Origin of the sequence: Brevibacillus centrosporus (assembly GCF_003710815.1) — a bacterium.
Taxonomy (GTDB): Bacteria; Bacillota; Bacilli; order Brevibacillales; family Brevibacillaceae; genus Brevibacillus; species Brevibacillus centrosporus.
In genome coordinates this window covers 150,380-175,927 of sequence record NZ_RHHP01000001.1, presented here as the reverse complement: position 1 = coordinate 175,927, position 25,548 = coordinate 150,380, and the positions used below count along the sequence as shown (strand labels likewise).

At 50.7% G+C, this 25,548-nt stretch carries 22 protein-coding genes; 19 read left to right on the top strand and 3 right to left on the bottom strand.

The window, feature by feature from the left end; genetic code table 11:
• Positions 1 to 9 precede the first annotated feature (9 nt).
• The 5 genes from EDM55_RS00895 to EDM55_RS00880 all read left to right on the top strand — a co-directional run bounded on the left by EDM55_RS00895 (position 10) and on the right by EDM55_RS00880 (position 4,683).
• Entirely contained in the window at positions 10 to 2,244 is a 2,235-nt protein-coding gene (locus EDM55_RS00895; RefSeq protein ID WP_122959413.1) for a DUF8725 domain-containing protein, read from the top strand.
• Positions 2,238 to 3,167, top strand: a complete 930-nt coding sequence (locus EDM55_RS00890) for an ABC transporter ATP-binding protein (protein ID WP_122959412.1) — start codon at positions 2,238 to 2,240, stop codon at positions 3,165 to 3,167. The genes EDM55_RS00895 and EDM55_RS00890 overlap by 7 nt, the downstream gene beginning before the upstream one ends.
• Positions 3,167 to 4,033 (top strand): ABC transporter permease, encoded by an 867-nt coding sequence (locus tag EDM55_RS00885; RefSeq protein WP_122959411.1) that lies wholly within the window; start codon positions 3,167 to 3,169, stop codon positions 4,031 to 4,033. Before EDM55_RS00890 ends, EDM55_RS00885 begins: the two co-directional genes overlap by 1 nt.
• Before the next feature lie 31 nt (positions 4,034 to 4,064).
• On the top strand, positions 4,065 to 4,235 hold the full coding sequence (locus EDM55_RS30060; RefSeq protein WP_170184275.1) for a hypothetical protein: 171 nt from the start codon (positions 4,065 to 4,067) through the stop codon (positions 4,233 to 4,235).
• A gap of 145 nt (positions 4,236 to 4,380) precedes the next feature.
• On the top strand, positions 4,381 to 4,683 hold the full coding sequence (locus tag EDM55_RS00880; protein ID WP_092266808.1) for a DUF1292 domain-containing protein: 303 nt from the start codon (positions 4,381 to 4,383) through the stop codon (positions 4,681 to 4,683).
• 68 nt (positions 4,684 to 4,751) lie between these two features.
• Here EDM55_RS00880 and EDM55_RS00875 read toward each other — a convergent pair whose 3' ends face one another.
• On the bottom strand, positions 4,752 to 5,129 hold the full coding sequence (locus EDM55_RS00875; protein WP_092266809.1) for a YflT domain-containing protein: 378 nt from the start codon (positions 5,127 to 5,129) through the stop codon (positions 4,752 to 4,754).
• Between the two features lie 392 nt (positions 5,130 to 5,521).
• Between EDM55_RS00875 and EDM55_RS00870 the strand changes: the two genes are divergently transcribed.
• The 4 genes from EDM55_RS00870 to EDM55_RS00855 all read left to right on the top strand — a co-directional run bounded on the left by EDM55_RS00870 (position 5,522) and on the right by EDM55_RS00855 (position 11,203).
• On the top strand, positions 5,522 to 7,495 hold the full coding sequence (locus EDM55_RS00870) for a DNA gyrase/topoisomerase IV subunit B (RefSeq protein ID WP_122959410.1): 1,974 nt from the start codon (positions 5,522 to 5,524) through the stop codon (positions 7,493 to 7,495).
• Positions 7,496 to 7,497: 2 nt separating this feature from the next.
• A complete protein-coding gene (parC, locus tag EDM55_RS00865; RefSeq protein WP_092266811.1) occupies positions 7,498 to 10,053 on the top strand; it encodes a DNA topoisomerase IV subunit A in 2,556 nt (851 codons plus the stop codon).
• A 7-nt stretch (positions 10,054 to 10,060) separates the two neighbouring features.
• The gene (locus EDM55_RS00860; RefSeq protein ID WP_122959409.1) at positions 10,061 to 10,390 is read left to right on the top strand and encodes a hypothetical protein; all 330 of its coding nucleotides are present in this window, start codon (positions 10,061 to 10,063) and stop codon (positions 10,388 to 10,390) included.
• A 132-nt stretch (positions 10,391 to 10,522) separates the two neighbouring features.
• A complete protein-coding gene (locus tag EDM55_RS00855) occupies positions 10,523 to 11,203 on the top strand; it encodes a metallophosphoesterase family protein (protein ID WP_122959408.1) in 681 nt (226 codons plus the stop codon).
• A gap of 90 nt (positions 11,204 to 11,293) precedes the next feature.
• Here the strand turns inward: EDM55_RS00855 and EDM55_RS00850 are convergent, their stop codons facing one another.
• Both EDM55_RS00850 and EDM55_RS00845 read right to left on the bottom strand, forming a co-directional pair.
• Positions 11,294 to 11,575 carry a hypothetical protein gene (locus EDM55_RS00850; RefSeq protein ID WP_139228063.1) on the bottom strand — a complete coding sequence of 94 codons (282 nt, stop codon included), beginning with the start codon at positions 11,573 to 11,575 and terminating at the stop codon, positions 11,294 to 11,296.
• Positions 11,576 to 11,657: 82 nt separating this feature from the next.
• Complete coding sequence (locus EDM55_RS00845) at positions 11,658 to 12,626, bottom strand: sugar phosphate isomerase/epimerase family protein (protein ID WP_092266815.1); 969 nt, start codon at positions 12,624 to 12,626, stop codon at positions 11,658 to 11,660.
• A gap of 177 nt (positions 12,627 to 12,803) precedes the next feature.
• On the opposite strand from EDM55_RS00845, the gene EDM55_RS00840 reads away from it, so the two are divergent.
• The 10 genes from EDM55_RS00840 to EDM55_RS00795 all read left to right on the top strand — a co-directional run bounded on the left by EDM55_RS00840 (position 12,804) and on the right by EDM55_RS00795 (position 25,517).
• Positions 12,804 to 13,796 (top strand): LacI family DNA-binding transcriptional regulator, encoded by a 993-nt coding sequence (locus EDM55_RS00840; protein WP_122959407.1) that lies wholly within the window; start codon positions 12,804 to 12,806, stop codon positions 13,794 to 13,796.
• A gap of 100 nt (positions 13,797 to 13,896) precedes the next feature.
• Positions 13,897 to 14,901: a substrate-binding domain-containing protein gene (locus EDM55_RS00835; protein WP_246070794.1), complete on the top strand. Its 1,005-nt coding sequence runs from the start codon at positions 13,897 to 13,899 to the stop codon at positions 14,899 to 14,901.
• A 102-nt stretch (positions 14,902 to 15,003) separates the two neighbouring features.
• The gene (locus tag EDM55_RS00830; RefSeq protein ID WP_307723907.1) at positions 15,004 to 16,509 is read left to right on the top strand and encodes a sugar ABC transporter ATP-binding protein; all 1,506 of its coding nucleotides are present in this window, start codon (positions 15,004 to 15,006) and stop codon (positions 16,507 to 16,509) included.
• A complete protein-coding gene (locus EDM55_RS00825; RefSeq protein WP_122959406.1) occupies positions 16,506 to 17,486 on the top strand; it encodes an ABC transporter permease in 981 nt (326 codons plus the stop codon). The genes EDM55_RS00830 and EDM55_RS00825 overlap by 4 nt, the downstream gene beginning before the upstream one ends.
• Positions 17,487 to 17,510: 24 nt before the next feature.
• Complete coding sequence (locus EDM55_RS00820) at positions 17,511 to 18,560, top strand: Gfo/Idh/MocA family protein (RefSeq protein WP_122959405.1); 1,050 nt, start codon at positions 17,511 to 17,513, stop codon at positions 18,558 to 18,560.
• 42 nt (positions 18,561 to 18,602) lie between these two features.
• Complete coding sequence (locus EDM55_RS00815) at positions 18,603 to 18,806, top strand: hypothetical protein (RefSeq protein WP_174769239.1); 204 nt, start codon at positions 18,603 to 18,605, stop codon at positions 18,804 to 18,806.
• Positions 18,807 to 18,943: 137 nt separating this feature from the next.
• A complete protein-coding gene (locus EDM55_RS00810) occupies positions 18,944 to 19,435 on the top strand; it encodes a MarR family transcriptional regulator (RefSeq protein WP_092266820.1) in 492 nt (163 codons plus the stop codon).
• 78 nt (positions 19,436 to 19,513) lie between these two features.
• Positions 19,514 to 20,698: an MFS transporter gene (locus EDM55_RS00805; RefSeq protein ID WP_122959574.1), complete on the top strand. Its 1,185-nt coding sequence runs from the start codon at positions 19,514 to 19,516 to the stop codon at positions 20,696 to 20,698.
• Positions 20,699 to 20,780: 82 nt separating this feature from the next.
• Entirely contained in the window at positions 20,781 to 23,180 is a 2,400-nt protein-coding gene (locus EDM55_RS00800; protein ID WP_122959404.1) for an AAA family ATPase, read from the top strand.
• A gap of 99 nt (positions 23,181 to 23,279) precedes the next feature.
• Positions 23,280 to 25,517, top strand: coding sequence for a S8 family serine peptidase (locus EDM55_RS00795; protein ID WP_307723908.1), 2,238 nt, complete (start codon positions 23,280 to 23,282; stop codon positions 25,515 to 25,517).
• Positions 25,518 to 25,548: the final 31 nt, after the last annotated feature.

Sequence of the window (25,548 nt, the reverse complement as noted above, 5' to 3'; positions counted from 1 at the left end):
GGAACAAAGATGAGAGGGAAATGGATGTTGTTCTTCGCTGTTTTCTGGCTGTTATTTTCAGTAAAGCCGGTTGAAGCAGAGAGCAACATAGAAATAAACGTAAACGCTCCATTGGGCGGATTAAGCAAATACAACGCATGGACGAGAGTAGAAGTGAATTTGGCGCCTCAAGAAACGCCTTTCCATGGCTTTGTTGATCTGACAAAGGATAAGTCGGCGAAACGCTTGCACGAATCCGCATGGCGCCAGCAGGTTAATATCGAAGCGGGGAAGGATGCTACGATTACCTTTGACATGCCGTCACAGGTATTGCTTGATGATTGGTATGTACGTTTGACGGAAAATGGTCAAGTGGTTCAGGTGGAGAAGCTGCGATTGCCTTACCCAAAAGACGGCCGAACCATAGGTGTTGTCCATCAAGGGGGAAGTGCCTTTCATTTTTTGGCGTTGCAGCCTTCTCAAGTGACGAAAGGGATTCCTTACACGATTCAAAATCTCGCGGTAGACAAGCTCCCTGACAGTGCTTGGCTCTATCAGAATCTGGACGTGCTGGCGATGGGAAGTGAGCTGGTGGGGAGCCTGCGAGCTGAACAGGTCAACGCGATCCGGGATTGGGTTCAAACAGGCGGGCTGCTCATTTTGTCGGCTGGCCCCGGACAAGATGAGGTGGTAGAACCGTTTCAAGCAGACATGCCAGTAGAGACAGGTCGCAGCGGGCAGGCAAACCTGAAGCAGGCCATTGAACGCTATACGGATGAAAAGGCCATTCCGGAAGGCAGCCTTGCTGTTTTTAATCGCGACCTCCCTTTGTTCAGCGCAAAAGCGGTTGGCAAGGGAAGGATTCTTTTCGTCAATTACGATGTCACTGCCGAGCCATTGGCGTCCTGGCAGCACAACTCCCAGCTTTGGCAAAATGTGATGATGCAGCACGGGGCACTTTCCCAGCTGGAGAATAGTCCTTTCCGCGATCAGATGCTACATCCCTTTTTGGAGTTAAGCAAGCAGATCCCCGGAGTACAAACGCCAGCCCCCGTCTGGATGGTGGTACTTTGGTGCGGTTATATCGTGGTCATCGCTCCCGTTGTCTACCTTTTGCTGAAACGAAAGGGCAGAAGGCAGTGGGCATGGGGCGTGATTCCGGTTACTGCTGTTTTTATGACGGTAGGCATTTATCTGTTTGGGAAACCACTCGTCGTAAAGTCGAGTGCAAGCTACGAAATCTCGGAGGTTCAAATCGTAGATGAGCAGCTCGCGCAAACCCGGACAGCTGCTACTTTTTTAGCAGTCGATCAAAATCAGTACGATATCGATGGACAGTCTTTGATGGTCGCATTGCCGCTATCCATGGGGAAAAATGACTACGTGCCAGAGGGAATTACGGCAGGGAATCAGCTGATTTCGTTTCGAAATGTCCCCTATCTTACGCCGAAGCAAGCCATCGGTTTCGGAACTCTGCGGGATGCAGGCTCTTTTACTGCGCATTTGACCGTAAATGCAGACCATTTGCAAGGCAGTGTGACCAATCATACCCGTTTTTCCATGGAGTCCGCTTTTGTCGAGATCGGTTTGCAGCGAATTCCTATCGGCGCACTGGCGATCGGCGAAGAAAAACAGGTCGACATCCGGCTCGATCCTTTGTTGATGCCGCGTACTGGAGAGGGGAATAAAATACTGTCGCCTGAAGAGCGGCTGGAGCAATTAAAAGAGAATGTGATCTCATTCAGTCGTGAAAACAAGCTGCGCGTAATAGGAGTGAATACAGAGCCGTTGCCTTTGCTCTCCATGCAGGAGCCGCATCTCGCGCACTATTGGAATGTCGTCCATCAGACCGTACGTCTGGAAGCGGACGAGAAGGGAATGGTCACCTATCCATACGGACTGTTGGGCATTTCCGTAAGCGATACGAGCGGTGACGTAGATTCGAATTCACCTTATCTGTGGGAGCTGGGAAAAGGCAGCATCACATTCGAACTGGATGCAGCCGGAACTGGGCTGAAAGTCGAGCGCTTGACGGTTCCTTTGGATCTCAGTTCATTTCGACCCTTTCATATCGAGGTCTTTTCTCAGAGAACAGGCAAATGGATAGCGCTCAAACGAGGGGAACGACTTGTTGTGGACAAGCAGCTGCAAGAAATGATGACTCCAAGAGGTACTCTCCTCCTGCGTTTTACCCATCATGCTTCACCTCGACTCACACTGCCAACGCCTTTCTTTCAGGTAGAGGGGAGGGAGCAGGCTTGGTAATTGAAATGGTACACATCAGTAAGCGATATGGTCAGCTTCATGCGCTGACGGACTTGAATTTTTCCGTGAAGCAAGGAACGGTATATGGCTTCATCGGTCCAAATGGTGCAGGAAAATCAACGGCGATGCTGATCCTGTCTACCCTGCTTGAACAGTCAGAGGGAGAAGCGTTCGTATGTGGCGAAAATGTCCGGAAAAATCCCAAGGCGGTGCGTCAATCGCTCGGTTACATGCCAGATTTTTTCGGCGTGTATGACAACCTGACAGCGGTAGAGTATTTGGAGTTTTACGCAGGCGCATTCAAGATACCTGCAAGGAAAAGGCCAGCCCTAGTCGCTGACCTGCTGGAGCTCGTCAACCTTTCGCATAAAGCGGACGCCTACGTGGACTCCCTCTCTCGTGGTATGCAGCAGCGGCTGAGCTTGGCGCGCAGTCTGGTGCACGATCCGTCTGTACTGATCCTGGACGAGCCCGCTTCCGGTTTGGATCCTCGGGCACGCATAGAGCTGAGAGAGATCATCAAGCAACTGCGCGGCATGGGCAAAACCATTCTGATTAGCTCGCACATTTTGCCTGAGTTAGCTGAGCTCTGCGACGAGATCGGTGTGATTGAGCAAGGGAGGATGATCGCAAGCGGTCCCGTCCGTGATATCAGTCAACGAAACCGCAGTCGAAAGCAGATGATCCTGCGAACGTTGTCAGAAGAAGAATTAGCCGCTCGTATCTTGGACGAATGCCCATTTGTCAGCCAACTGAACGAGTATGTCGAGGAGTTTCGTTTTCGCTTTGACGGAACAGAGCAGCAAAAAGCCGGATTGCTGCATGAATTGATTGCGGCAGGCGTTGACGTAGTCTTTTATGGCGATGCCAAAGAGAATTTGGAGGATGTGTTTCTGGCCATCACAGAAGGAGTGGGTGGGTGATGGAGAGCTTTTTCTTCAATCCGATTCTCGTGAAAGAAATGCGGGAGAGATTTCGCTCGAAAAAAACGATGTTCATTTTAGGGCTCTATTTGCTCATCATGGGTGGGATTCCTTTGGGGTTTTTGCTCATGGATCCTGTACGGGCGAGTGCTCTAGGGGAAAATCGCAGCTTGTTCCTCCTGTCTGCCAGTATCCATTACGCCATGGTGTGCTTTGTTGCACCTGCTCTCACGGCGGGGGCGATCAGTGGGGAGAGGGAGCGACAGACCCTGCAGATTTTGCTGACAACCCAGCTTTCCCCAAGTACGATCGTCTTGAGCAAACTCATCACCTCGCTTGCCTTTTCGGCGTTGCTGCTTGTGGCATCCATGCCGTTATACAGCATTGTCATCCTGTACGGGAGTGTCTCGCCAGAACAAATGGTTCAGCTGGTCGTCTTTCTCGGGGTGAACATGCTGTTTCTAGGGACACTCGGCCTGTTTTGTTCGACCTGGATCAAGCGGACTTCAGTGAGTACGATTACCTCGTACGGCATTGCGTTTTGCTTTATCGTCGGAACAGGATTGCTCTTTTATTTTATCGGGCAGTCCTTGCAGCAAGCGTATCCTGAGCAATTCCCAAACAACGAGGTGTGGAATCTGCCCGGACTTCAGATGCTGGCCGGGATCAATCCCGTCGTCGTTTTGTTTGGGATTCTTGGGGAATCACTCGCCGATATCGATCAGCTTGCCTTCTCCCCATGGCTTTTCTTTTCTTGTTTTTACCTCGTGCTGACGGTCGTGCTAATCTGCTTGAGTGCGTATTTGCTGAAGCCGATCCGGAGGAAATGGTGGAGTTGGAAGAAACGCCCGAATCGTGTAAACTAAGAGAGTTGTGTTGGAAAAAGGAGGTTTTATGATGAGCAATCAAGAGGTACAAGTCATCGACTTTGAAGAAATGCTGCGTTTTATCGAGAAGCGCCTCGCCTCTGCTGGGACATATGTCAAGCGAGAAGCGATCATCACCATTTTGCAGGCAGAGGAAGCATTTTTGCTGGAAAAAGGTGTATTGGAAGAATACAACGAGTAGACACTGGACAACCTGCCCATTGAGGTAGGTTGTTTTGATGAAGGGGCATGCTATATAGGATTGTTATATTCGCCTGTTTGCTTATACCGGAAAAAAACGGTATGATGGAATCGAGAACCTATAACATCGTAAGGACGTGAACGCTTTGACGGAAGAAAATAAAGACCTTGAATTGGGCGATATCATTACTCTGGATGACGAAAATGGTGAACCGTTGGGTGATTTTGAAGTAATCGCTATGTTCGACCTGAACGGTAAAGAATATATTGCCTTGACTGAAGCCATTGAAGATGAAGAAAGCGAAGAAGAGCTGGACGAGGAAGTAGACATCTTCGTTTTCCAAGTTGACGGCGGCGAAATGGTTCCACTCGAAGAAGACGAGGAAAGCACCGTGTATGCGAAGCTGAACGAAGTCCTCGAGGGAATCGAACTGATCAAGGAAGACTAATCGATTCATTTCAAAGGCAAAGCCACCGCTTGGGTTGATCCAGGCAGTGGCTTTTGATTTTCCCTTTGTCAGTCATTCATCTTGATGATATTGTCCTTCAGATCACGAACGACCAAGAGACATGTGTAATCCGTGTCCTGAAGCTCCCGCACGAGGGACGAGCATTCGTCTTTGGTCAGGCCGAGCTTTTCCAGACGTGTACGCAGTTCTTCTCCGCCGTTGTCAAAGAAATGCGCTTTGCTGTCGATGTCACCGACGGCACTTTCAAAGTGGGTGCTGTATTTATAAAAATTGTCCCTTTGGTTCGAATGGTTTTTATCCGGATTCCACTTTAGAACCCAAATATCGTCTTTGTGGTAGCCCGATGAATTCAACGCTTGAATATCCGAGACAAGCTCTTGATCATACCGGTGGAATTTCACAAATGGCTTGGTTGCACTTATCACGATTGGTTCCCCCCTTTTTCACGTCAGGAATCGATGCCTTACTAGGTTGCCCAGCCTTTGCAGGTGGATGAATGGAAAAAGTTGATGCATTCTCTTTGACCTTTCTTTACCAGTAATGCTACACTATATCTTGGTTATCATCTGTTGAAAATCGGCCATCTCGCACGGGGCGAGGTGGCTTTTTTGCCCCATCTTGATACCAGGATTGAATACAATGGGAAGCATACGGTACAATAGCGATTAAGTGTTCGCTTTTTTGGGCACATGAAATGGAAAAACAGGTACCTGGTATTGTTTTGCCATCTTCTCAAGAAGAAACCAGCTTCTGGTAAAGGGAGCTTCAGGAGTAGAGGCTTTTTAGGAAGTTGCTTAATGTAGAGGGGAGAACGCGATTGAAGGAAACAGACACACTTCATACGTTAACGTATACCGAAGAAGATATTCAGGTCCTCGAGGGCTTGATTGCCGTTCGCAAACGGCCAGGCATGTACATCGGCTCTACCGGAAGCAGAGGACTCCATCACCTCTTGTGGGAGATCGTGGACAATGCGAAGGATGAAGCGCTGGCAGGCGTGAACGATAGCATCATTGTGACTTTGTACAAGGATGGCAGTGTAAGCGTAGAGGACCACGGTCGTGGGATTCCTACCGGTATGCACAAAACAGGCCGTCCTGTGCCAGAAGTCATTTTTACGACTCTGCACGCCGGGGGGAAATTTGGCGGCGGCGGGTATAAAAAAAGCGGTGGCTTGCACGGAGTTGGCTCCAGCGTAGTTGTGGCTTTGTCCAAATGGCTTCAGGTCGAGATTCACCGCGAAGGGAAAATACATAAGCAACGCTTTGAATATCAGGTCGATGCAAAAGGAATCGAGCATGTCGGTAAGCCGGTGACAGACCTTGAGATTATTGGCAATACGAAGCGCACTGGGACGACCGTCCGTTTTTTGCCGGACGAAGCGATCTTCGGCAGCGTTCGCTTTGACTACGAAACGATTCGCGACCGTTTTCGCGAAACCGCCTTCTTGTTGAAAAAGCTGAAGATGGTTTTGATTGATGAGCGCGGACCGGAGAAAAAGCGTGAGGAGTTTTACTTCGAGGATGGTCTGAAATCCTATGTCGCTTATTTGAACGAAGGCAAAAATGCGCTTCACCCGATCGTGTACTTCGAAGGGGAAAAGGATAACGTCTACGTGGAGCTGGCATTCCAGTACAACGACGGTTACGCTGAAACGCTCGTTTCCTACGTCAACTCGATTGTCACCAGCGACGGCGGAACCCACGTAACAGGCTTTCGCAACGGGACGACCCGGATCTTTAACGAATTTGCCCGTAAAAAAGGGTATCTGAAAGACAAGGATCCCAATCTCACGGGGAATGATCTGCGTGAAGGCTTCCTCGGTGTTCTCTCGCTGCAAATGGCTGATGTCCAGTTTGAATCGCAGACCAAGGACAAGCTGGGGAACGAAGAGGCGCGAGCTATCGTGGAGCAGATCGTATCCGAGAAGCTGGGCTTCTTCCTGGAGGAAAATCCGGAAATCGGAAAGCTGTTGATCGACAAGGCTTTGCGCTCGGCAGAAATTCGCGAAGAGCTGAGAAAGCAGCGGGAAGCTTTGCGTGGAGACAAAAAAGGCAAGACCTCCAAAAAGCGCAAATCGATCTCGGAGAAATTCACACCGCCCCAGTACAAGGATTCCAAGCGAAACGAGCTGTTCCTCGTGGAGGGGGATTCTGCGGGCGGTTCTGCCAAGCAGGCGCGCAACTCCGAGTTTCAGGCGCTATTTAGCCTGAGAGGAAAGCCGCTGAATACGGAAAAGGCAAAGCTATCGGAAGTCTTGGCGAACGAAGAGTTCCGCACCATTCTGGAAGTGCTCGAAACGGATATCGGAGAAGAGTTTGACATCGAGAATTGTGCGTTTGATAAAGTCATCATCATGTCTGACGCGGACGTCGATGGTTCACATATTCAGACTTTGCTGCTGACGTTCTTCTTCCGCTACATGCGTCCGATGATTGCAGCAGGACATCTGTATATCGCTCAACCACCGCTTTATCAAGTGAAAAAGCAAGGCCGAGGCGGCAAGCAAGCAGAGGGGATTTACTGCTGGAGCGATTACGACCTAGAGCAGGCCTTAAAGCAATCGGGCCGTGGGGCAGAGGTACAGCGCTACAAAGGTCTGGGTGAGATGAATCCGGATCAGCTGTGGGAGACCACGATGAACCCGGAGACACGCAAACTGATTAAAGTGCAGTTGGAAGACCTCGCTCATTCGGAAAAACTGGTCACCGTGCTGATGGGTGACAAAGTTCCCCCACGACGTGAGTGGATTGAGAGTCATGTCACCTTTGAGATGGGGGAGGATGAATAAGCATGCTGTCCAATCAGATTATTGAGCAAAGCTTTGCTGAAATCATGGGCAAGCGCTTTGGAGATTATGCCAATCTGGTCATCCTGTCCCGTGCGATTCCGGATGCCAGGGATGGTCTCAAGCCTGTACAGCGACGGATTCTTTATGCGATGTACGAGGAAGGCAATACAAACGACAAACCGTACCGCAAATCGGCCAAAACAGTCGGTTTCGTAATGGGTACCTATCACCCGCACGGCGACTCCGCCATTTATGAGACGATGGTACGGATGGCTCAGTGGTGGAAAATGCGCCACGTGCTGATTCAGGGACATGGTAATTTCGGTAGTCTGGACGCGGACCCGCCAGCGGCGATGCGTTATACCGAGTCCCGTTTGTCGGCTTTGGCAAACGAGATGACGCGCGATATCGAAAAAGATACCGTGACCTTTATCCCGAACTACGACAACTCGGCACAGCAGCCAGCCGTTTTGCCATCGCGCTTTCCCAACCTGCTCGTCAACGGAGCATCAGGGATCGCGGTAGGGTTTGCAACGGACATTCCGACGCACAACCTGGGGGAAATCATCGATGCGGCTGTCGCGCAGATGAAAAAGCCAACCATCACGCTGGATGAGCTGATGGAGCATGTAAAAGGCCCGGATTTTCCGACAGGTGCGATCGTACAAGGTGTATCCGGCATCAAAAAAGCGTTTGAAACCGGACGAGGGCAGTTTATCATCCGTGCGAAGACTCATGTGGAAGAGCCAAAAGGCGGCAAGCTGAAAAAGATCGTCGTTTCCGAGCTCCCCTACGAGGTCGTGAAGTCCAAGCTTGTCGCGCAGATCGATGAGCTCGTGATGGAACGAAAAATCGAGGGCGCGATCGCGGTTCGTGACGAGACGGGCCGTAAAGAGGCGGAACAGAAAAAGGTGCGCATCGTCGTCGATATTCGCAGGGAAGCCGATGAACGGGCGATTCTCAACTACTTGTACAAAAATACCGATCTGCAGATCTATTACAACTACAACATGAACGTGATCCATGAGGGTACGATCAAGCAGATGGGCCTCAAAGCGCTGCTGGGTGCGTACATCGATCACCAAAAAGAGGTCGTCACGAGACGTTCCCAGTTCGATCTCGATAAAAAACAGCATCGGGAGCATATCGTCGAAGGTCTGATTCGTGCCAAATCCATTTTGCGACAAATCGTCGATACGATCATGGATTCCGAGGATCGTGCTGATGCCAAGCGCAACATCATGGAGAAGTACGGGTTTACCGATCTGCAGGCAGATGCGATTCTGGCGATTCAGCTCGCGTCTTTGACCCGACTGGACATCGTGAAGCTGGAGAAGGAGCTGGCGACCTTGGCGAAAGAAATCGAGGAGCTCAAATCCATTCTCGGCAGCGAAAAGAAACTCATTCAGGTGATTACGGGCGAGCTGAACGAGATCAAGAAAAAGTATGCAGAACCACGCTTAACCGAAATTCAGGGTGAGATCGAGGAGATCAAAATCGACATTGCCATGCAGATCAATGCGGAGGATTGCATTGTGACGCTCACCAATGAAGGCTACATCAAGCGAACCAGCCCTCGTTCCTTTAAGTCGGTGGGGGGAACGCTCGAGACCTGTGGTGTCAAAGAAGGCGACAGGGTAAGGTACTTCGTGGAGACCAATACGTCCCACACCGCGCTGTTCTTCACACAGGACGGCAAATACTTTGCGACCTTGGTCAATTCCTTCCCGGACGACAAATGGAAGGATATCGGTTCGGCCATCGTCAACGTGATTCCGCTTGAAAAGCAGCAGAAGATCGTAGGCTTTACCATTGTCGAGAACTTCAAGCAGCCTCTGTACGTGTACCACGTGAGCAGACTGGGCCTGATCAAGAAAACAGCCTTGTCCGAGTACGAGACCAATCGTTCCGGAGCGCTTGTGGCCGCGAAGCTCAAATCCGAGGATGATGAGTTCATCGCTGCCTTCGTGGTAAATGATGAGGGTGGTATTCTGGGTGCGACACGAGACGGCATGGGAATCCGCTTTCTGCGAACAGAGGTAAGTCCAACAGGACGAGCTTCCAGCGGGGTAAAAGCCATTGCGCTTGCCACGGGTGACGATGTGATCAAGATGATGCCAGTTGAGGCCGATGACACGCGGGATTTCAGCCTGCTGACGACTGAAGGAGTGGTAAAACGGACGGCGATTTCCGACATCCCGCTTCAAGGCCGTGCGGGTAAAGGTGTCACACTGATTCGCAAACGGAAGAACAACCCGCATCAACTGATTGCTTGCAGCATCGAGGAAACGATTTATGCCTGGACGGCGCAAAACGAATGGTCCCTGGTGGATACCGATCAAGTGATCGTAAACGAACAGGGTGGAATCGGCCGCGCGATCGTCGAGGGTGGAGCCAAAGCAGTTGCATTTGAAACGGTTTTGCCAACGGAAGAAGGGAAAGAGGAAGCATCGCCGAAAAACCCGGGCGAAGGAGCACCTCCCCAAGGATCCGGACAGAAAACGACAGATAATCAATTCAGCTTGTTTGATCAGCAATCTGCCGAGGAGAAGGAGTGATAGCGGCATGTCTCGTCCGTTTGAAGCGTTTGTATCCCCACTAAACTGGCAGCAGCTGTCCTTGCTCCTGGATACGGTACAATATTTCGAAGATGCGCCGAAATGGCTCTCGATTCCGAGTGAAGCGGGACCCAGTGTGCCAGTGCCTATGACGTCCGAGACATTGCGTGCCATGCTGGTATGCACGAATGAGGACAATGCCTTCACACGTGTACCGTTTTCTATCGACTGGGAGGAAAAGGAAGAGGGGGAAGGCAAGGGTGTGCTTCTCGTAGTCTTGCCTACCGGGGAAACCGTTCGTCAGGAGACGGTGCTATCCGAGTTTTCTCCTGTCTAATTACATCGACACAGCCTTGGTATCGGAGCATCCGAGCCAGGGCTGTTTTTCTTCCTGACGTTTTGGACTGGTCATAGGCAAGTGGTGGGCGTAAAATGGGGAGAGCAAGCAAGAGAAAGAAGGTAGCAGAGAATGGAACGCATGTTGGTTATCAGTGATATCCATGGGGAATTGGAGAAGTGGGAATCGCTCTTGGAACAAGTAAACTACGATCCGTCAAAGGATCAATTGATTCTCCTGGGAGATTATGTAGATCGTGGGCCAGCTTCCAAAGGAGTTTTGGACAAGGTCATGGAGCTGCACGACAAAGGAGCCATCGTCCTGATGGGAAATCACGATCATATGATGATCAAGTCGTTCGAACAGGACCAAGTGTTCATCGAGCGTTGGTTTCGCAATGGAGCCTATAAAACGATGGAAAGCTACGGGCATCCTGCAGCGGAGCAAGAAAACCGCGCGCCGCAGACATTGGAGCTGACACCGGAGCTGGAGCAGCATCTCTCCTTTTTGAAAGGTTTGCAATGCTACCACGAGACAGAAGAGTACATTTTTGTTCACGGTGGCGTGCATCCGACGACCCCGATCCATGAAACAGATCCGTACACACTGATGTGGATTCGCGAGGAGTTTCATAAAGGCTACAAAGGCGAAAAGACAGTTGTTTTCGGTCATACCCCGACGGAAGGTCTGCACGGGAAAAATGACGTGTACTTCGGAGAAAACAACATTATTGGCATCGATGGCGGCGCTGTTTTTGGCGGCCAGCTGAACTGCCTGGAATTGCCGAGCAAAAAGGTATATTCGGTTAAATAACGATCGTGCAGCATTAGGGATGTGCCCGCCATTCTTTCTCTCGTTTCGGACGAGCAGGAATGAGCGGGCATTTTTGGTTTTCATTGGGATTTATGAAATTTCCGCTTCCACTTCAGGCTCAGCGGAAAGCCGTTTTTCTTTCAGGATGCGGGGTTCCGTGCTTTGATACATCCGATAGACGCACTCGATGATCTCAGCAAATCCCAAAAGCAGTATCAGACCCAGAATGGAGGAAAAAATGGTAGACCAGGCTTGAAGAAAATAAGAATCGTCCAGTAATAGCAAAAATCCAAGGAGCCCACTCATGATCGCAGCCGTCTTAGCCATGGCTCGTACCCATCTCGCATATTTGTTGGTGTAGCGTTTAAACAAAAGGAATCACCATCCTGCTATATTTTACCAAATAATAACATTTTTCTGGCTCATATAGCTAGAAAGAAAAAGAACCCTTCTGTCATGCCCACCACATCTCGTGCAGAGGCTCGCTGATCAAGACTTGCTGCAGGTTCTGAACTGCCCGACGAAAGCCTTCCTCGATGGACATCAAGCCGTCCTCGTGCTCGATACTCACCACATCATCATAACCGACGAGGCGCAAAGTACTCATGATGTCTGCCCACGTTTTCAGATCGTGACCATAACCGATTGTGCGGAATTGCCAGGCTCTATCCACCATTTTCGTATAGGGCTGCATATCGGTGACCCCATGCATAGGCAAATTGATCGGATCAATCGCTGTATCCTTGGCGTGAAAATGGTGAATCGCGTCGGCGCGTCCGAGTATGCGAATCGCCTGTACAGGATCAATGCCCTGCCACCATAAATGGCTGGGATCGAGATTGGCTCCGATGGCTTCACCTGCACGCTCTCGCAGTTTCAGGAGAGTGCCAGGCGTATGGACAGAAAAGCCGCCGTGGAGCTCCAGACCGATTTTGACATGCCGGGACTGTGCGACCTGACCAATCTGTGTCCAGTACGGATAGACTTTTTCCTTCCATTGCCAGTCGAGCAGCTCCTGAAAGTCGTGGGGCCAGGGAGTCACGGGCCAATTCGGATACAAAGCGTGGTCGGAATCCCCAGGGCATCCCGAGAACGTATTGACGACGGGCACTTCCAGCTGCTCTGCTAGCTGCAGCGTTTTATGCAAGAGCTGATCTGCTTCCTGCGCGATTGCCTTTTGGGGATGAAGTGGATTGCCATGGCAGGAAAGAGCACTAATACGAAGCCCCCTCGAGTGAATGGCCGCAAGAAATTGCTGCTGCTTTGTCCGACTGTCTAGCAATTCGTCGAGAGGGCAGTGAGAGTTTCCCGGATAGCCGCCGGTTCCGAGCTCAACTGCTTTCAAGCCATGGTTTGCGACGAGATCGAGCATATCCTCCCATGATTTTTGGGAAAAGAGAACGGTGAAGACACCTAGATGCATGCAAATCACCTCCGCATTCGAATCAAAATGAAATCGATTACATGAATCATAATAGATCAAGATAATCTGAATCGTCAATGATATAAAAATATTCAAAAAACTTATTGACACCTAGGCTCTGCGTCCGCTACATTATCCTTGTAATCGATTACAATTTTGAAGGGATACCCCAGACATATGGTAACTATTCAGGAAGTAGCAAAGGAAGCGGGCGTCTCCGTTGCGACCGTCTCTCGTGTCTTGAATCATCACACCTCCGTTTCTGCGAAAACGAGAGCCAAGGTCGAGGATGTCATCGAGCGCCTTCAATACAACCCGAACATGCTCGGGCGAAATCTCCGCTGTGCGGAAAGCCGAATGCTCCTCGTCCTCGTACCAAGCATCTCCAATCCGTTTTACTCTAAAATCGTGCAGGGAATAGAAGACATCGCACGACGCAACCATTACAACACCCTGTTATGCACCACAGATTCCGATCCGGATCGTGAAAACGTCTATCTGGATCTTTTGCGAAATCGCATGGCGGACGGAGTCATCTCGATGGATCCTGCGGTTGATCTGGCGAGTATCAGACAGCTGGGGGATGAGTACCCCGTGATTCAATGCTGTGAATACAGCGAGACGGATCAGACCCCATACGTGTCGATCGACAACCAGACAGCAGCTTATAAAGCCGTGAAGCACTTGCTAATGATGGGACACAAACGCGTGTCGATCATCAATTCAGATGAACGTTTTTTGTATGCGAGACTTCGCCAGGAAGGCTATCTGCGGGCATTGCGGGAGTTTGACATCCCTGTGGAAAGCCGTTATATCGTTCATACTGATTTGCATTTTGAAAGTGGCCATCGAGCGATGAAATCCTTGCTTGCACTGGAGGAACGTCCCACTGCCGTTTTTGCTGTTTCCGACACGTTAGCGATCGGAGCCCTGCGCAGCATCAAGGAAGCGGAGCTGAAAGTGCCTCATGACATAGCTGTTGTAGGCTTTGACAATATTCCATTTGCGAGCATGATGAATCCCAGCCTGACGACGGTATCGCAGCCGATGTACGAGATGGGGTGTGAGGCAGCACGCATGCTGATCAAGCGGATCTCATCACCACAAGAGCGAGTAGATAGCATCGTCATGGACTACGAGCTGATCATCCGGGAATCCACGATGGGGTGAGGGCTGGCTGCCCAAGAGAAGGGCTTTATCCCGGGTTTCTTGTAAACGCTTGCAGCTGGGTTGACCCGGGTTATCTTTTATAAACAAAGGGGGAGAATGCATGAAGCGCTTTCATGTAGGCAAATGGGCAACTGTGGCACTCGCGGGTATGCTGATGCTGGCAGGCTGCGGAGGAGGTGGCTCTGCTGGCGGGGGAAACACTTCTAGCGGTCAAGGAAGTGGAAGCACTCCAGCACCGGCAGCTGCAGAGAAAGTCATTGGGATGTCGTTTCCCGCTGCTGACCACGGTTGGCTGGGGGCAGTCATCAAGAATGCGGAGGACGAAGCAAAAGCAGAAGGTCTCAAGTATGTGATTACCACTGCGGCTGATCCTAACAAGCAGACGAATGACATCGAAGACCTGATTTCAAAGAAAGTGTCTGCCATCGTCATGCTGCCGATCGAATCTGCTGCCATGACCCCGGTCGCGAAAAAAGTAAAGGATGCGGGCATTCCGCTGATCGTAGTGGACCGGGAGCTAGAGAGTGACGATTTCACTGCGCTGGTAAAGGGCGACAACAAAGGCATTGGGTCACATGCGGGAGCTTATTTGGTCGACAAGCTTGGGGGCAAAGGCAAGATCGTCGAAATCATCGGGGTACCTAGCTCCGTTACGACGATGCGCAGCGATGGCTTCCGGGAAGCGATCAAGGACCATCCAGACATGCAAGTCATCGTTAGCCAATCGGGTGACTTCCAGAAGGAAAAGTCTTTAAACGTTATGCGGAATATTCTGCAATCTCGGCCTCAGATCGATGCTGTATACACGCATGACGACGAAATGGCCCTCGGTGTGCTGCAGGCGATTAAAGAGGCAAAACGCACCGACATCAAAGTCGTAACAGGTGCGGGTGGTCATAAGGATGTGTATAAGCTGATCAAAGACGGCGACCCACTGATGCAAGCCACATTTACGTATTCGCCTCTGATGGTGAAAGACGCTGTCAAGCTTGCCGCAGATATCGTGAATGGAAAGACTCCGGCAGAGAAGGTCACCATGCTGGAGGCTACACCCATTACGAAAGACAACATCGACAAGTTCTACGACCCGAATGCAAATTATTAGATTTGCCTGATACACACAGGAGAGGACGGCCACGCAGAGGAGTTGTCTGACAGTTGCCGTCCTTTCTAACTGGTAGTGAGTTTTCTGGCAGGAGGTGCGCTTGTGTCTGACAATGGCCTTCACATGCAGGGAATACACAAAGCTTTTGGTGGGGTTCCCGTATTAAAGGGGATAGACCTGACCTTACGTCCGGGAGAGATTCACGCCCTGCTCGGAGAAAATGGTGCCGGGAAATCTACCTTGATGAACATTCTTGGCGGCATTTTGCATGCAGATGCAGGGGAGATCTCTATCGATGGGAAACGCATTCAGATGACCGATCCCCGGGTTTCCCAACAGGCAGGAGTCCGCTTTATCCATCAAGAGCTGAATGTCGTCGGTGATCTTATGGTCTATGAAAATATTTTTCTGGGAGCGGAGTGGACGGATCGGTTCGGATTCTTGCGCGTAGAGGATATGTGCCGGCGCACGGTGGAGCTGTTGGGAAAAATGGGGGCAACGATTCATCCGAAAAGGCTGGTTCGAGATCTGGAGCCCTCCTACAAGCAGATGGTAGAGATTGCGAAGGCACTTTTAACCGATGCCAAGCTGATTATTATGGATGAACCGACGACTTCCCTTACAAGCTACGAAGTCGAAAAGCTGATGGAGACGATGCGCACGCTACGGGATGGCGGAGTGGGCATCATCTACATTTCGCACAAATTAAAAGAAGTGCTGCAAATCTGTGATCGCTATACGGTTTTGCGAGACGGACAGCTAGCGGGAAGCGGGTTGATCCGAGATACAAATGAGGAAGAGCTGACGAGACTGATGGTCGGAAAATCAGTCGGGAACGAACCGCGCAAGGAAACTGTACGTGCGGAGGAGACGTTTCTGGAAGTTTCCAATTTGAGCAGCGGAAAATGGTTTCAAGGCATTCAATTCGCTTTGGCCAAAGGGGAGATTCTCGGCTTTACCGGTCTTGCCGGAGATGGAAGGACGGAATTGTTCGAAGCCATTTTTGGTTGTCGCCCGTACACAGGAGAGATTCGTGTGAAAGGACAGCAGCACAGGCTCCGTCATCCGCGACAGGCTCTGGCTGCTGGCATTGGGCTCGTTCCGAAAAATCGCAAGGAAAATGCCATCATTAAAGACATGAGCATTATGGAAAATCTGAGTCTTACCGCACTGAAGAACTTTCAGAGCAAGCTTCTGCTGGATGGGAAAAAGGAGAGTTCTGCATTTGAGCGATACCGCGAGCTGCTATCCATCAAGGTAGCTGATCCCAATTTGCCCATCGTCAGTCTCAGTGGGGGAAACCAGCAAAAAGTCGTCCTGGCAAAATGGCTGGAAGCAGATCCGGAGATTCTCATTTTCGATAATCCGACGCAGGGAATCGACGTCGGGGCAAAGGCGGAAATCTATCAGATTATTACGGAGCTGGCGAAAAAAGGCAAGGCGATTATCATCCTTTCCTCCGAGCTGCCGGAGATCATGAGACTGTGTGACCGCGTCATGGTCATGTACCAGGGAGAGATTACCGGTGAGCTGATACGCCAGGAGGTAGACGAAGAGACAATCATGCTCTATGCGACAGGCGTGAAGAGGGGGAAACAAGCCGGATGATGAATCTGCCACCAACTGCACAAAACACAAAAGCATCCTCCTGGAAGGCGCGAGGACAGTGGCTCTGGTCGGAGTATAGCGTCATTGTAGCTTTTGTCGTCATTATTCTGATTGCATCCATGCTCGATAGCCATTTTGTCAGTTTAGACAATCTCACGAACATATTGCGTCAAGTTTCCATCATCGGCATCATTTCGTTGGGCATGACCGTCGTGATGCTATCCGGAGGAATCGATCTTTCGGTTGGTGCCGTACTTGCTCTGTTGGGAGCGTTATCCGTCAGTGTCCTGAATGCAACGCAAAGCGTGCTCCTCGCTCTATTAGCCGCTTTGGCAGCGGGTGCAATCGTGGGAAGTCTCAATGGCTTGATGGTGACCAAAGGCAGAATTCCTTCCTTTATCGCAACGCTCGGCATGATGGCGTCTGCCCGTTCCATCGTACTTTACTTTGCAGCAGGGGGGAGCCTTTCGGGGAAAGCGGAGGGGTATACGGTTATTGCCAACACAGAGTGGCTTGGCCTGGCTCTGCCTGTTTACATTTTTCTGTTCATGACGCTGCTGGTGTACGTCTTGATGCACAAAACGCGCTTCGGTCGCTACGTCTATGCGATCGGGAGCAATGAAAAGGCAGCTCTTCTGTCTACCATTCGTGTCAATCGGGTAAAAATGGGCGTTTACATGCTGTGCAGCATATTCGTTGCGGCAGCAGCTGTGGTAGAATCGTCCCGTCTTAACTCGATTTCGTCAGCAAGCTCGGGTCTCTCCTACGAGCTGGATGCGATTGCAGCCGTAATTATCGGCGGGACGAGAATGTCAGGGGGACGCGGGAAAGTGATCGGCACCTTCTTTGGCGTGTTGATCCTTGGAGTTTTGAATAATATGCTGAACTTGATGAATATATCGCCCTATTTGCAAGGATTGGTCAAAGGGCTGATCATTATCGCAGCGGTCCTGCTGCAGAAAAAAGAACAGCAATAGCGAAAGGTCGAGGAGGTAGATACGATGACGATCAAAGTGGGTATTATCGGGTGCGGTTCAATCGCTACTCATCGCCATGCACCGGAATACGCGAATCATCCACAAGCAGAAATCTACTGCGTGTACGATCCCAACCCAGATCGCGCCAAAAAGCTGGCAGAGCGTTTCGGTGGACAGGTAGCTGCGAGCTGGGAAGAGATCGTTAATCACCCGGAGATTGATGCCATCAGTGATTGCTCGACGAATGAGATGCATCATCTGATTACAACCAGTGCGCTGCAAGCAGGGAAGCACGTCCTCTGCGAGAAGCCAATTGCAACAACGCTGGAAGGGGCCAGACAGATCGTGGAAGCGGCCGAACAATCAGGCAAGGTGCTCATGATCGATCACAATCAACGTCTGGTTGCTGCACACCAGATGGCCCGCCAGCTGCTTCAGTCGGGAGAGCTGGGCAAGGTGCTTACCTTTCAGACTAGCTTTGGCCACAAAGGACCGGAGTATTGGAGTGTCAATGCATCGAAATCGACCTGGTTTTTCAAAAAAGATCGCTCGACTCTCGGCGTCGCCGGTGATCTAGGTATTCATAAAGTGGATCTGCTGCGGTTTCTCTTGGATGATGAGGTAGCGGAAGTGAGCGCGTTTGCAGGAGTTCTCGACAAAAAGGACGAGCAAGGGGAGCCAATCCAGGTGCACGACAACATGGTGTGCCTCCTGAAGCTGGTTTCGGGAGCAGTCGGGACGGCCTCCTTTAGCTGGACCTATTACGGAGACGAAGACAACAGCACGATTTTGTACGGAGAAAGAGGAATCATGAAAATATTTGCGAATCCGGATGCGGATATCGAGGTCGTGAAATCAACGGGAGAGCGCATGTTATATAAGGTAGGTGCGATTCAGACAAATGACAACCAGACGAGCAGCGGGGTGATCGATGCATTCCTGGAAGCCGTCCAAGGGCAGAGGGCACCTGTCGTGACAGGAGAAGACGGAGTGCGGGCTTTGCTGATTATTCAGGCGGCAGTCGAGTCAGCAAAAACGGGGAAATCGGTAGCGATATTGCCTAATCATGGATAATGAACGGACAGATCGGTCACACTATGGCAGGAGGTGACCACTGTGGAACGAAACATGAATGTAAACGGTAGGGAATACAATTTTGCCACCACGTATGACGGAGATTCTCAGTACAATGTGCAGGTACGCAGCGGAAACAAGGTGGTTACGATGTTCAAGATCGCAGCAGATTCGGAGAGCGATGTATTTGACGCTGCGCTTGCCCATTTCTCCGCGGATGTAGAAATGGGCAACATCAACGTGTAAGGAAGATCAGAAGGCGCAGCCTCAGCAGGGGCTGCGATTTCTTTTCACAGGCGAGAAAAATGGACATTGCAAATGCGTATTTTTCGTGATAAAGTATGAAAAGTTTCCAAGGACACAAAAAGGAGCTGTACTGGTAAGTGGATCTGAAGCAAAAAATTTGGGATCAATGGGTTTTAATGCTGCACAAGCAGGAAGATCGTGCCAAGCGTCGTGAAGCTCTTCTACTGGAACAAATCCGGAAGAGCATGCCTGACTATGACGAGGTTGCCGATCTGTCTATCACGGAGCTTCACGTCATTCAGTCGATTGGGGAGAAAGGGAATGTAAATGTGACTTCTCTGGCTCAACGTATCGGGGTAACAAAAAGCGCTATTTCCAAAATAACGAGCAAGCTCCTGAAAAAGGGATTGATCGATCGCTTTCAATTGGAGGACAACCAAAAAGAGGTGTTCTTTCGACTGACCAGCGGTGGGGAATCCGTTTTCTCGTTTCATGAAATCTTTCATAGACGTTTGGAGCGTCAAATGCTTTCCTTTCTGTCGCAGTACAGTGATTCGGAGCTGGAGTTTTTACAGAGAGTCATGCGAGATGCGACTTTAGAAATGGAGAAAAATTGGAATAATCAGTAATTGTCAGGTTGCTCTTATGTTTTTTATACACCTATTGTTTCCTTGGACACAAAAATGCAGTTTGGGGTGATCCTTCTCGTGAATGCAAACAGAATTCTATTCTTACTTGGGTCTTCCATCTTAGTCGGAACGTTCGCCCAAAACTTGTTCATGCCTATCATGCCTGCGATGCAGCAAGAGTTCCATACGACTTCCACCATTATCAACTGGACCGTGTCCCTGTTTACAATGGCACTCGCGATCATGCAGGTGGTCTATGGTCCGTTGGTGGACCAGTACGGACGCCGGAAGATTCTCCTACCTGCCTTAGGATTATACGTGTTGGGCTCCCTTGGCTGCTATCTGGTCGACACGATCCAAGGACTGCTCTTTTTCCGGGTTTTTCAAGGAATAGGCTTTGCAGCGATTCCGATCGTGGCGGCTACTGTCATTGGCGATATTTTTACTGGGGCGAAACGTGCTGAGGCGATGGGGACGTATCAGATGATGCTGGGAATTGGACCTGCTATTGGCCCGTTGCTAGGCGGTTGGATTGGAGGCTTTGGGGGACATAGTGCGGTCTTCTTGTTTCTTACCATCACGGCTATTGGCCTTTTGGCAATGAATGCGATCTGGCTCCCGGAAACGAAAAGCGAGCAGCCTGGCGCCAAAAGATTTGGCTTAGGCTCATTCCGGGATATTCTATTTCAGCCAGTCGGGGCATCTGTCATCTTGATTGGATTTACGCAGATGTTTGCGTATCATGCCTTTCTCCTGTTCTTGCCCGTGTATCTGAATGAAACCTATCATTTGTCTGCGGGTCAGATCGGTCTTGTTTACATGTTGATCTCCGCTGTGTTTGTGCTAAGCAGCAAGACTTCCGGTCGTGTACAAAAGAAATGGGGGACACGCAAGGCACTGGTTTTGACCTCCGCTTCTCATGCTGTCGCAACTGTCTTGTTCATGCTCGCAACAAATATCTCCCTGCCTGTAATGCTGGCAGCAAGCGCCCTATTCGGGTTTACTCTGGGGATCGGGATGCCTACGCACACGACACTTCTTTCCGAAGTCTTTGAAAAGGAGCGTGCGACCGCGATTGGGGTATACAACTTCATTCGCTACATCGGGATGGCGGCTGGTCCAGTTGTAGGAGCTGCTCTGTACGGTTTAGGAGGAAATTGGCTGGAATTCGGATTGGCTGCCGTTGTTATCGCAGCTGCGGTACTGTTTGCACGCGTACAAATCCGCAAACAGCAGCAGCGAAGCATCGCACCCACTGCCTAAAGTGGCACGCAAATCTTTTCATGCTCCTCTAAATATGCTACAACAAGAAGGATAGTCAGGTTCGGGAGGAGCAAAGACAGGTATGCATCAGCAGCATGAACAAAATCCATTACAAATGCTTGAGAGATGGACGAAGAACCCATCTACGATACAAAACGTCACAGAAGGCGAATGGCTTGGCTTACTGCGGGAAATCGAGCAGCAGAGAAATGCGGAGTTCAGGGATGAAGAGCTTGACCATGCAGAGGCTGTCGTGCTGACAAAGCTGGCAGCCCTTCGCATGCACAAAAAAGGCGGTGCAACCCTGGCCGAGGAATGGCTGGAACGTGCTGCAGCGGTAGATCCATCCTATCAGCCTGCCTGGGAATCGCAGCTGCAGCTCTATTATTCGTTTTTACGTGAGCATGTGTTTGCCAATGCCTTCCCTGTGATCCGAGAGACAGACAACGTAGTGACGCGGCGGCGAACAGTGGAGGTACTCAGTGCACTAGCTTCTTCAGAAATCGCCGAAATAGGAAAGTGGCGTTTGATAGCTGCAAATGCGACATCGGCAGCGCGTAAATTGCAGGATGCCGAAAAGGAGGCGACTGCACAAGAGGTAGAGCAGCTGTATGCAGAGCGAGAGCGATTGCTTCTGGAGCTGACCGAAAGAGTCCAAGCGTATGGAAATTCTCTGTCTGGCGTGTTCTTTTCCACTGAGCTGCTCTCCCAGCTGCAGGAGACAATCCGAAAATTGGCTGAACAGCACGAGCTAAAAACGCGTCTATTGTCAAAGGAAGAGCCGGTAGACAGTATGCAGGAGAAAAAAGGGGATAAGGTTGCTCTGGAGCAGCTGGAAGACCTGATCGGACTGGAAGAAATCAAGCAGCGGGTTCGCCAGCTTGCCCAGTTTTTGCAGTACCGCCAGCTTCGTGAGGAAAAAGGCTGGCATATGCAGGATGAATTGCCCCTGCACCTCGTTTTGATGGGGAATCCAGGTACGGGAAAAACGACGCTAGCGAGGTTGATTGCCCGTCTGTATCATGAACTGGGTTTACTGGAAAAAGGGCAGATGATTGAGGTGGATCGCTCCCATCTGGTCGGCGCTTATGTGGGTCAGACAGAGCAGCGTGTCATGGAGCTTGTAAAGCAGGCAAATGGCGGGGTTTTGTTCATTGATGAAGCCTATAGTCTGAAACGACCAGACAGCTCGGGGAGTGACTATGGACAGGTCGCGATCGATACATTGGTTTCGGCGATGACCAGTGGGGAGTACGCGGGTCGGTTTGTTGTCATTTTGGCAGGATACCCCGAAGAGATGCGTCATTTTCTGCAAGCCAATCCGGGGCTCTACAGCCGGTTTCCACAGACAGGACACTTCCTTTTGCCGAACTACTCTGCTCAGGAATTGATGCAAATCGCCGATCATGTAGCCTTGCGCAACGACTTTTCCTTGACAGAGCAGGCGAAACGAGCTCTTCTTGCTCGCATCGAAAAAGCCCAAGTGGACGATACCTTCGGGAATGCGAGAACGGTTACCAACATCGTCTTGGACGCGATTTTTGCAAAAGGACGTGCGACCGCTGGAAGAAAGCTGGGCTGGGAGGATTATACCATCCTGCTTCCTGAGGATGTGGCGGAGGAAGAGAAAGCTTCGACAGAGGATTCGGCGACAGCACAGCTGGAGGGCTTGATTGGCCTTGAGCAGGTGAAGGCTGAATTGAAGAAAATCGCCGCATTCGTAGCCGTACAAAAAGAGCGTGGCACTCTGGGAATGCCGATGAGCCCTGTCGAGCTGCATGCCGTTTTTGCAGGGAACCCTGGGACAGGCAAGACCACCGTCGCCTCGTTGTACGCCCAGATCCTACAAGAGATTGGCTATTTGAAAAGAGGGCATCTGGTGCAGGCGAGCCGCGCAGATCTGGTGGCAGGCTACGTTGGACAGACAGCTGCTTTGACCCGCAGAAAAGTGAGAGAAGCGCTCGGCGGTGTTTTGTTTATCGACGAAGCTTATTCCTTGCTAGGACATGGCGAGAACGACTTCGGTCACGAAGCCATTCATACGTTGGTGGAGGAAATGACCAGACATGAGGAAAATCTGGTTGTCGTCCTCGCAGGATACCCGCTGGAAATGAATCAGTTGCTTGCGAGCAACCCGGGCCTGCTTTCGCGCTTCAAAAAATACGTCCACTTCGCTGATTACTCGGTAGACGAATTAGTCCTCATCCTGGAGCAGGCAGCCCTGCAAGCTGGCTACCAAATCAAGGCGAGTGTCGTCGTGAAAATCAAAGACAGCTTAAACGAAGCGAAAAAAACACGCCACTTGGACGGGAATGCCAGATTTAGCCGAAATCTGCTGCAGGAAGCCATGCAGAACCAAGCGCTGCGCTTGATGGAAGTACCAAAGCAGGATTGGGATCAGGCGCTGCTGACCACACTGGAATGGGCGGATTTTGCGCCGCTGCTCGAATGGATCGGGGAGGAAAAAGGGACAGAAGTCTAGCTTTTTGTCCCTTCACCGGTTCTTTCTTCGCTTTTTTCATAGACACTCTTTCCCGTATAATGGAAACATTACGCGATTTCTGGGAAGGGTGTTTTTGTATTGCGCAGATATTGGCAGACAGGGCTTTCGACGGTAGTTGCCCTTACTCTTTTGGCGATGCCGCTCCCGGTAGATGCAAAAGAGCGGGAAGGACGACGGGGCCATATTGAGATCGAAGCGAAAAAACAAACGATGAGGCAACAGACTGTGGGATCGTCTGCGCTCGTCATCATTCAGTTAAGTGGAACGGTACAAGAAGAGTGGAAGGAAGAAATCGAAGACCTCGATGTCAAGCTGGGGGATTATTTGCCGGATTTTGCTTTCGTGGCAAAGCTCGCACGCTCTTCGGATCAAAAGAAGCTGGAAAGGCTGTCCTTTGTGAAGAGTGTCAAGCCATTCTCCCCGGTTTCGAAAAACTCTCCTGCACTTCGATCTGCTTTCGGCAAAGAACAGGCTACAGAAGTGGCGATGATTCGCTTTGACGACGACAGCAGCAACAGCCGAATGAGTAGCGAGGCGGGGCAACGAACAGAAGATAGCAGCCATGAAATGGCAAGGATGACACGAGAAAAGAAGAGTGGACAAGCCCTGGAGGAGTTCGTTTTGTCCGAGGATATCGTTGCGCTCGTGCCCATTCCTCAAAATACGCTGCGAAACGAAGTGGCTTCCACTATTCTGCATGTGGACGAGCTTTCCTCCTCGGGCTATCGCGGGAGAGGGCAGATCATCGGTGTAGCCGATACAGGGCTTGATACCGGGGACGAAGCTTCGCTGCACCCGGATTTGGAAGGGCAGGTCGAGCGTTTGCATACGCTGGGCAGGCCAGGGGATGCAAGAGATTTGAATGGGCATGGTACGCACATCACGGGCTCCATTCTCGGGAGCGGTGCTGCTTCGGAAGGAAAAAGGAAAGGGATGGCGCCAGAGGCCAAACTCGTCTTTCATGCCATCGAAAATGAAGAGGAGGGTCTGGTGACAGACGTAGAGAGAATTTTGAGCGAGGCTTACGAGGACGGGGCACGGATCCACTCCGATTCCTGGGGAGATGACGATGAAGGGGAGTACAGCTATACCTCGTACCTCTTTGACAAATTTTTATGGGAGCATCCGGACATGATTGCCCTCGTGGCCGCAGGCAATGTCGGCGATAACGGCTACCAGACCATAGGCAGTCCGGCAACAGCAAAAAACGTCATCGCTGTTGGAGCGACGGAAAACGAGAGGCCACGCTTCGGATCACAGTCTGACGACCCGGATGATGTCTGGCGGTTCAGCAGCCGGGGATTGACGGAGGATGGCAGGATCAAGCCCGATCTTGTTGCACCAGGTACCTCTATTCTCTCCGTTCGATCTTCACTCGCTCCAGGGAAAAACTTCGATCAAATGTACGATGAACATTACGCGTATATGACGGGCACGAGTATGTCGACGGCGATCATGGCAGGCGGAGTCGCACAGGTACGCGAATTTTTGAACGAGCAGGGCGAGAAAACACCCAGTGCAGCACTGATCAAAGCCATCCTGCTTAGCAGTGCGGATGAGCTGAACGAGGATATGCGCTTGCAAGGGTATGGTCGAGCCAACCTAAAAAGCGCCATCCAAACAAACTACTTAGATGAAAAGAAGGGCTTGCGGACAAAGGAAAAGGCATCATTCGCCATCGAAGTGTCGGATGATTCAAAACCGTTGGCGATTACACTCGCTTGGACGGACTATCCTGCCTCTCTGGCAGCCAAACGCGCATTGGTTAATGACTTGAATCTGACGGTGACCACGCCAAAAGGCAAGAAGCTGAATGGGAATGACTTTTTCCAGGCTCCTTTCGATGACGAGGTAGATAATCTAAACAACGTCGAACAGATATGGATCAAGGAGCCGGAAAAAGGAGAATACAAGGTGGTTGTGCAAGGCTACAACATACCGAAGGGTCCACAGCCATATGCGATTGCGACGACGGGCAAATGGGCAGAAGAACCAGAGCAGCCTCCTGCAAAGACACCGAAGGAAGTTACGTACAGAGGAACTGTCGATACCGAGAAGAATTACCGTGAGTATACCATCCGGCTCATGCGCGATGGTGACGTCAAGCTGTCAGCCGAATGGGCGGAAAAAGCGGATGTGAATCTGTTTCTGTACAATCGGAAAAAAGAGCTGATTGCCGCAAGTACAAGCAAAGCTAATCCGGAAAAGCTAGAGGTAGAAAACCTGAAATCTGGTCTGTACAAAATTAGAGTTGAGCTCAAAAAAGGCGAGAAAGCAAGGTTTTTGTTATCGCTTCTTTATCCAGGCAGGTGGTAGATTACGCACAGACAAAAGGATCGGTCCTTCA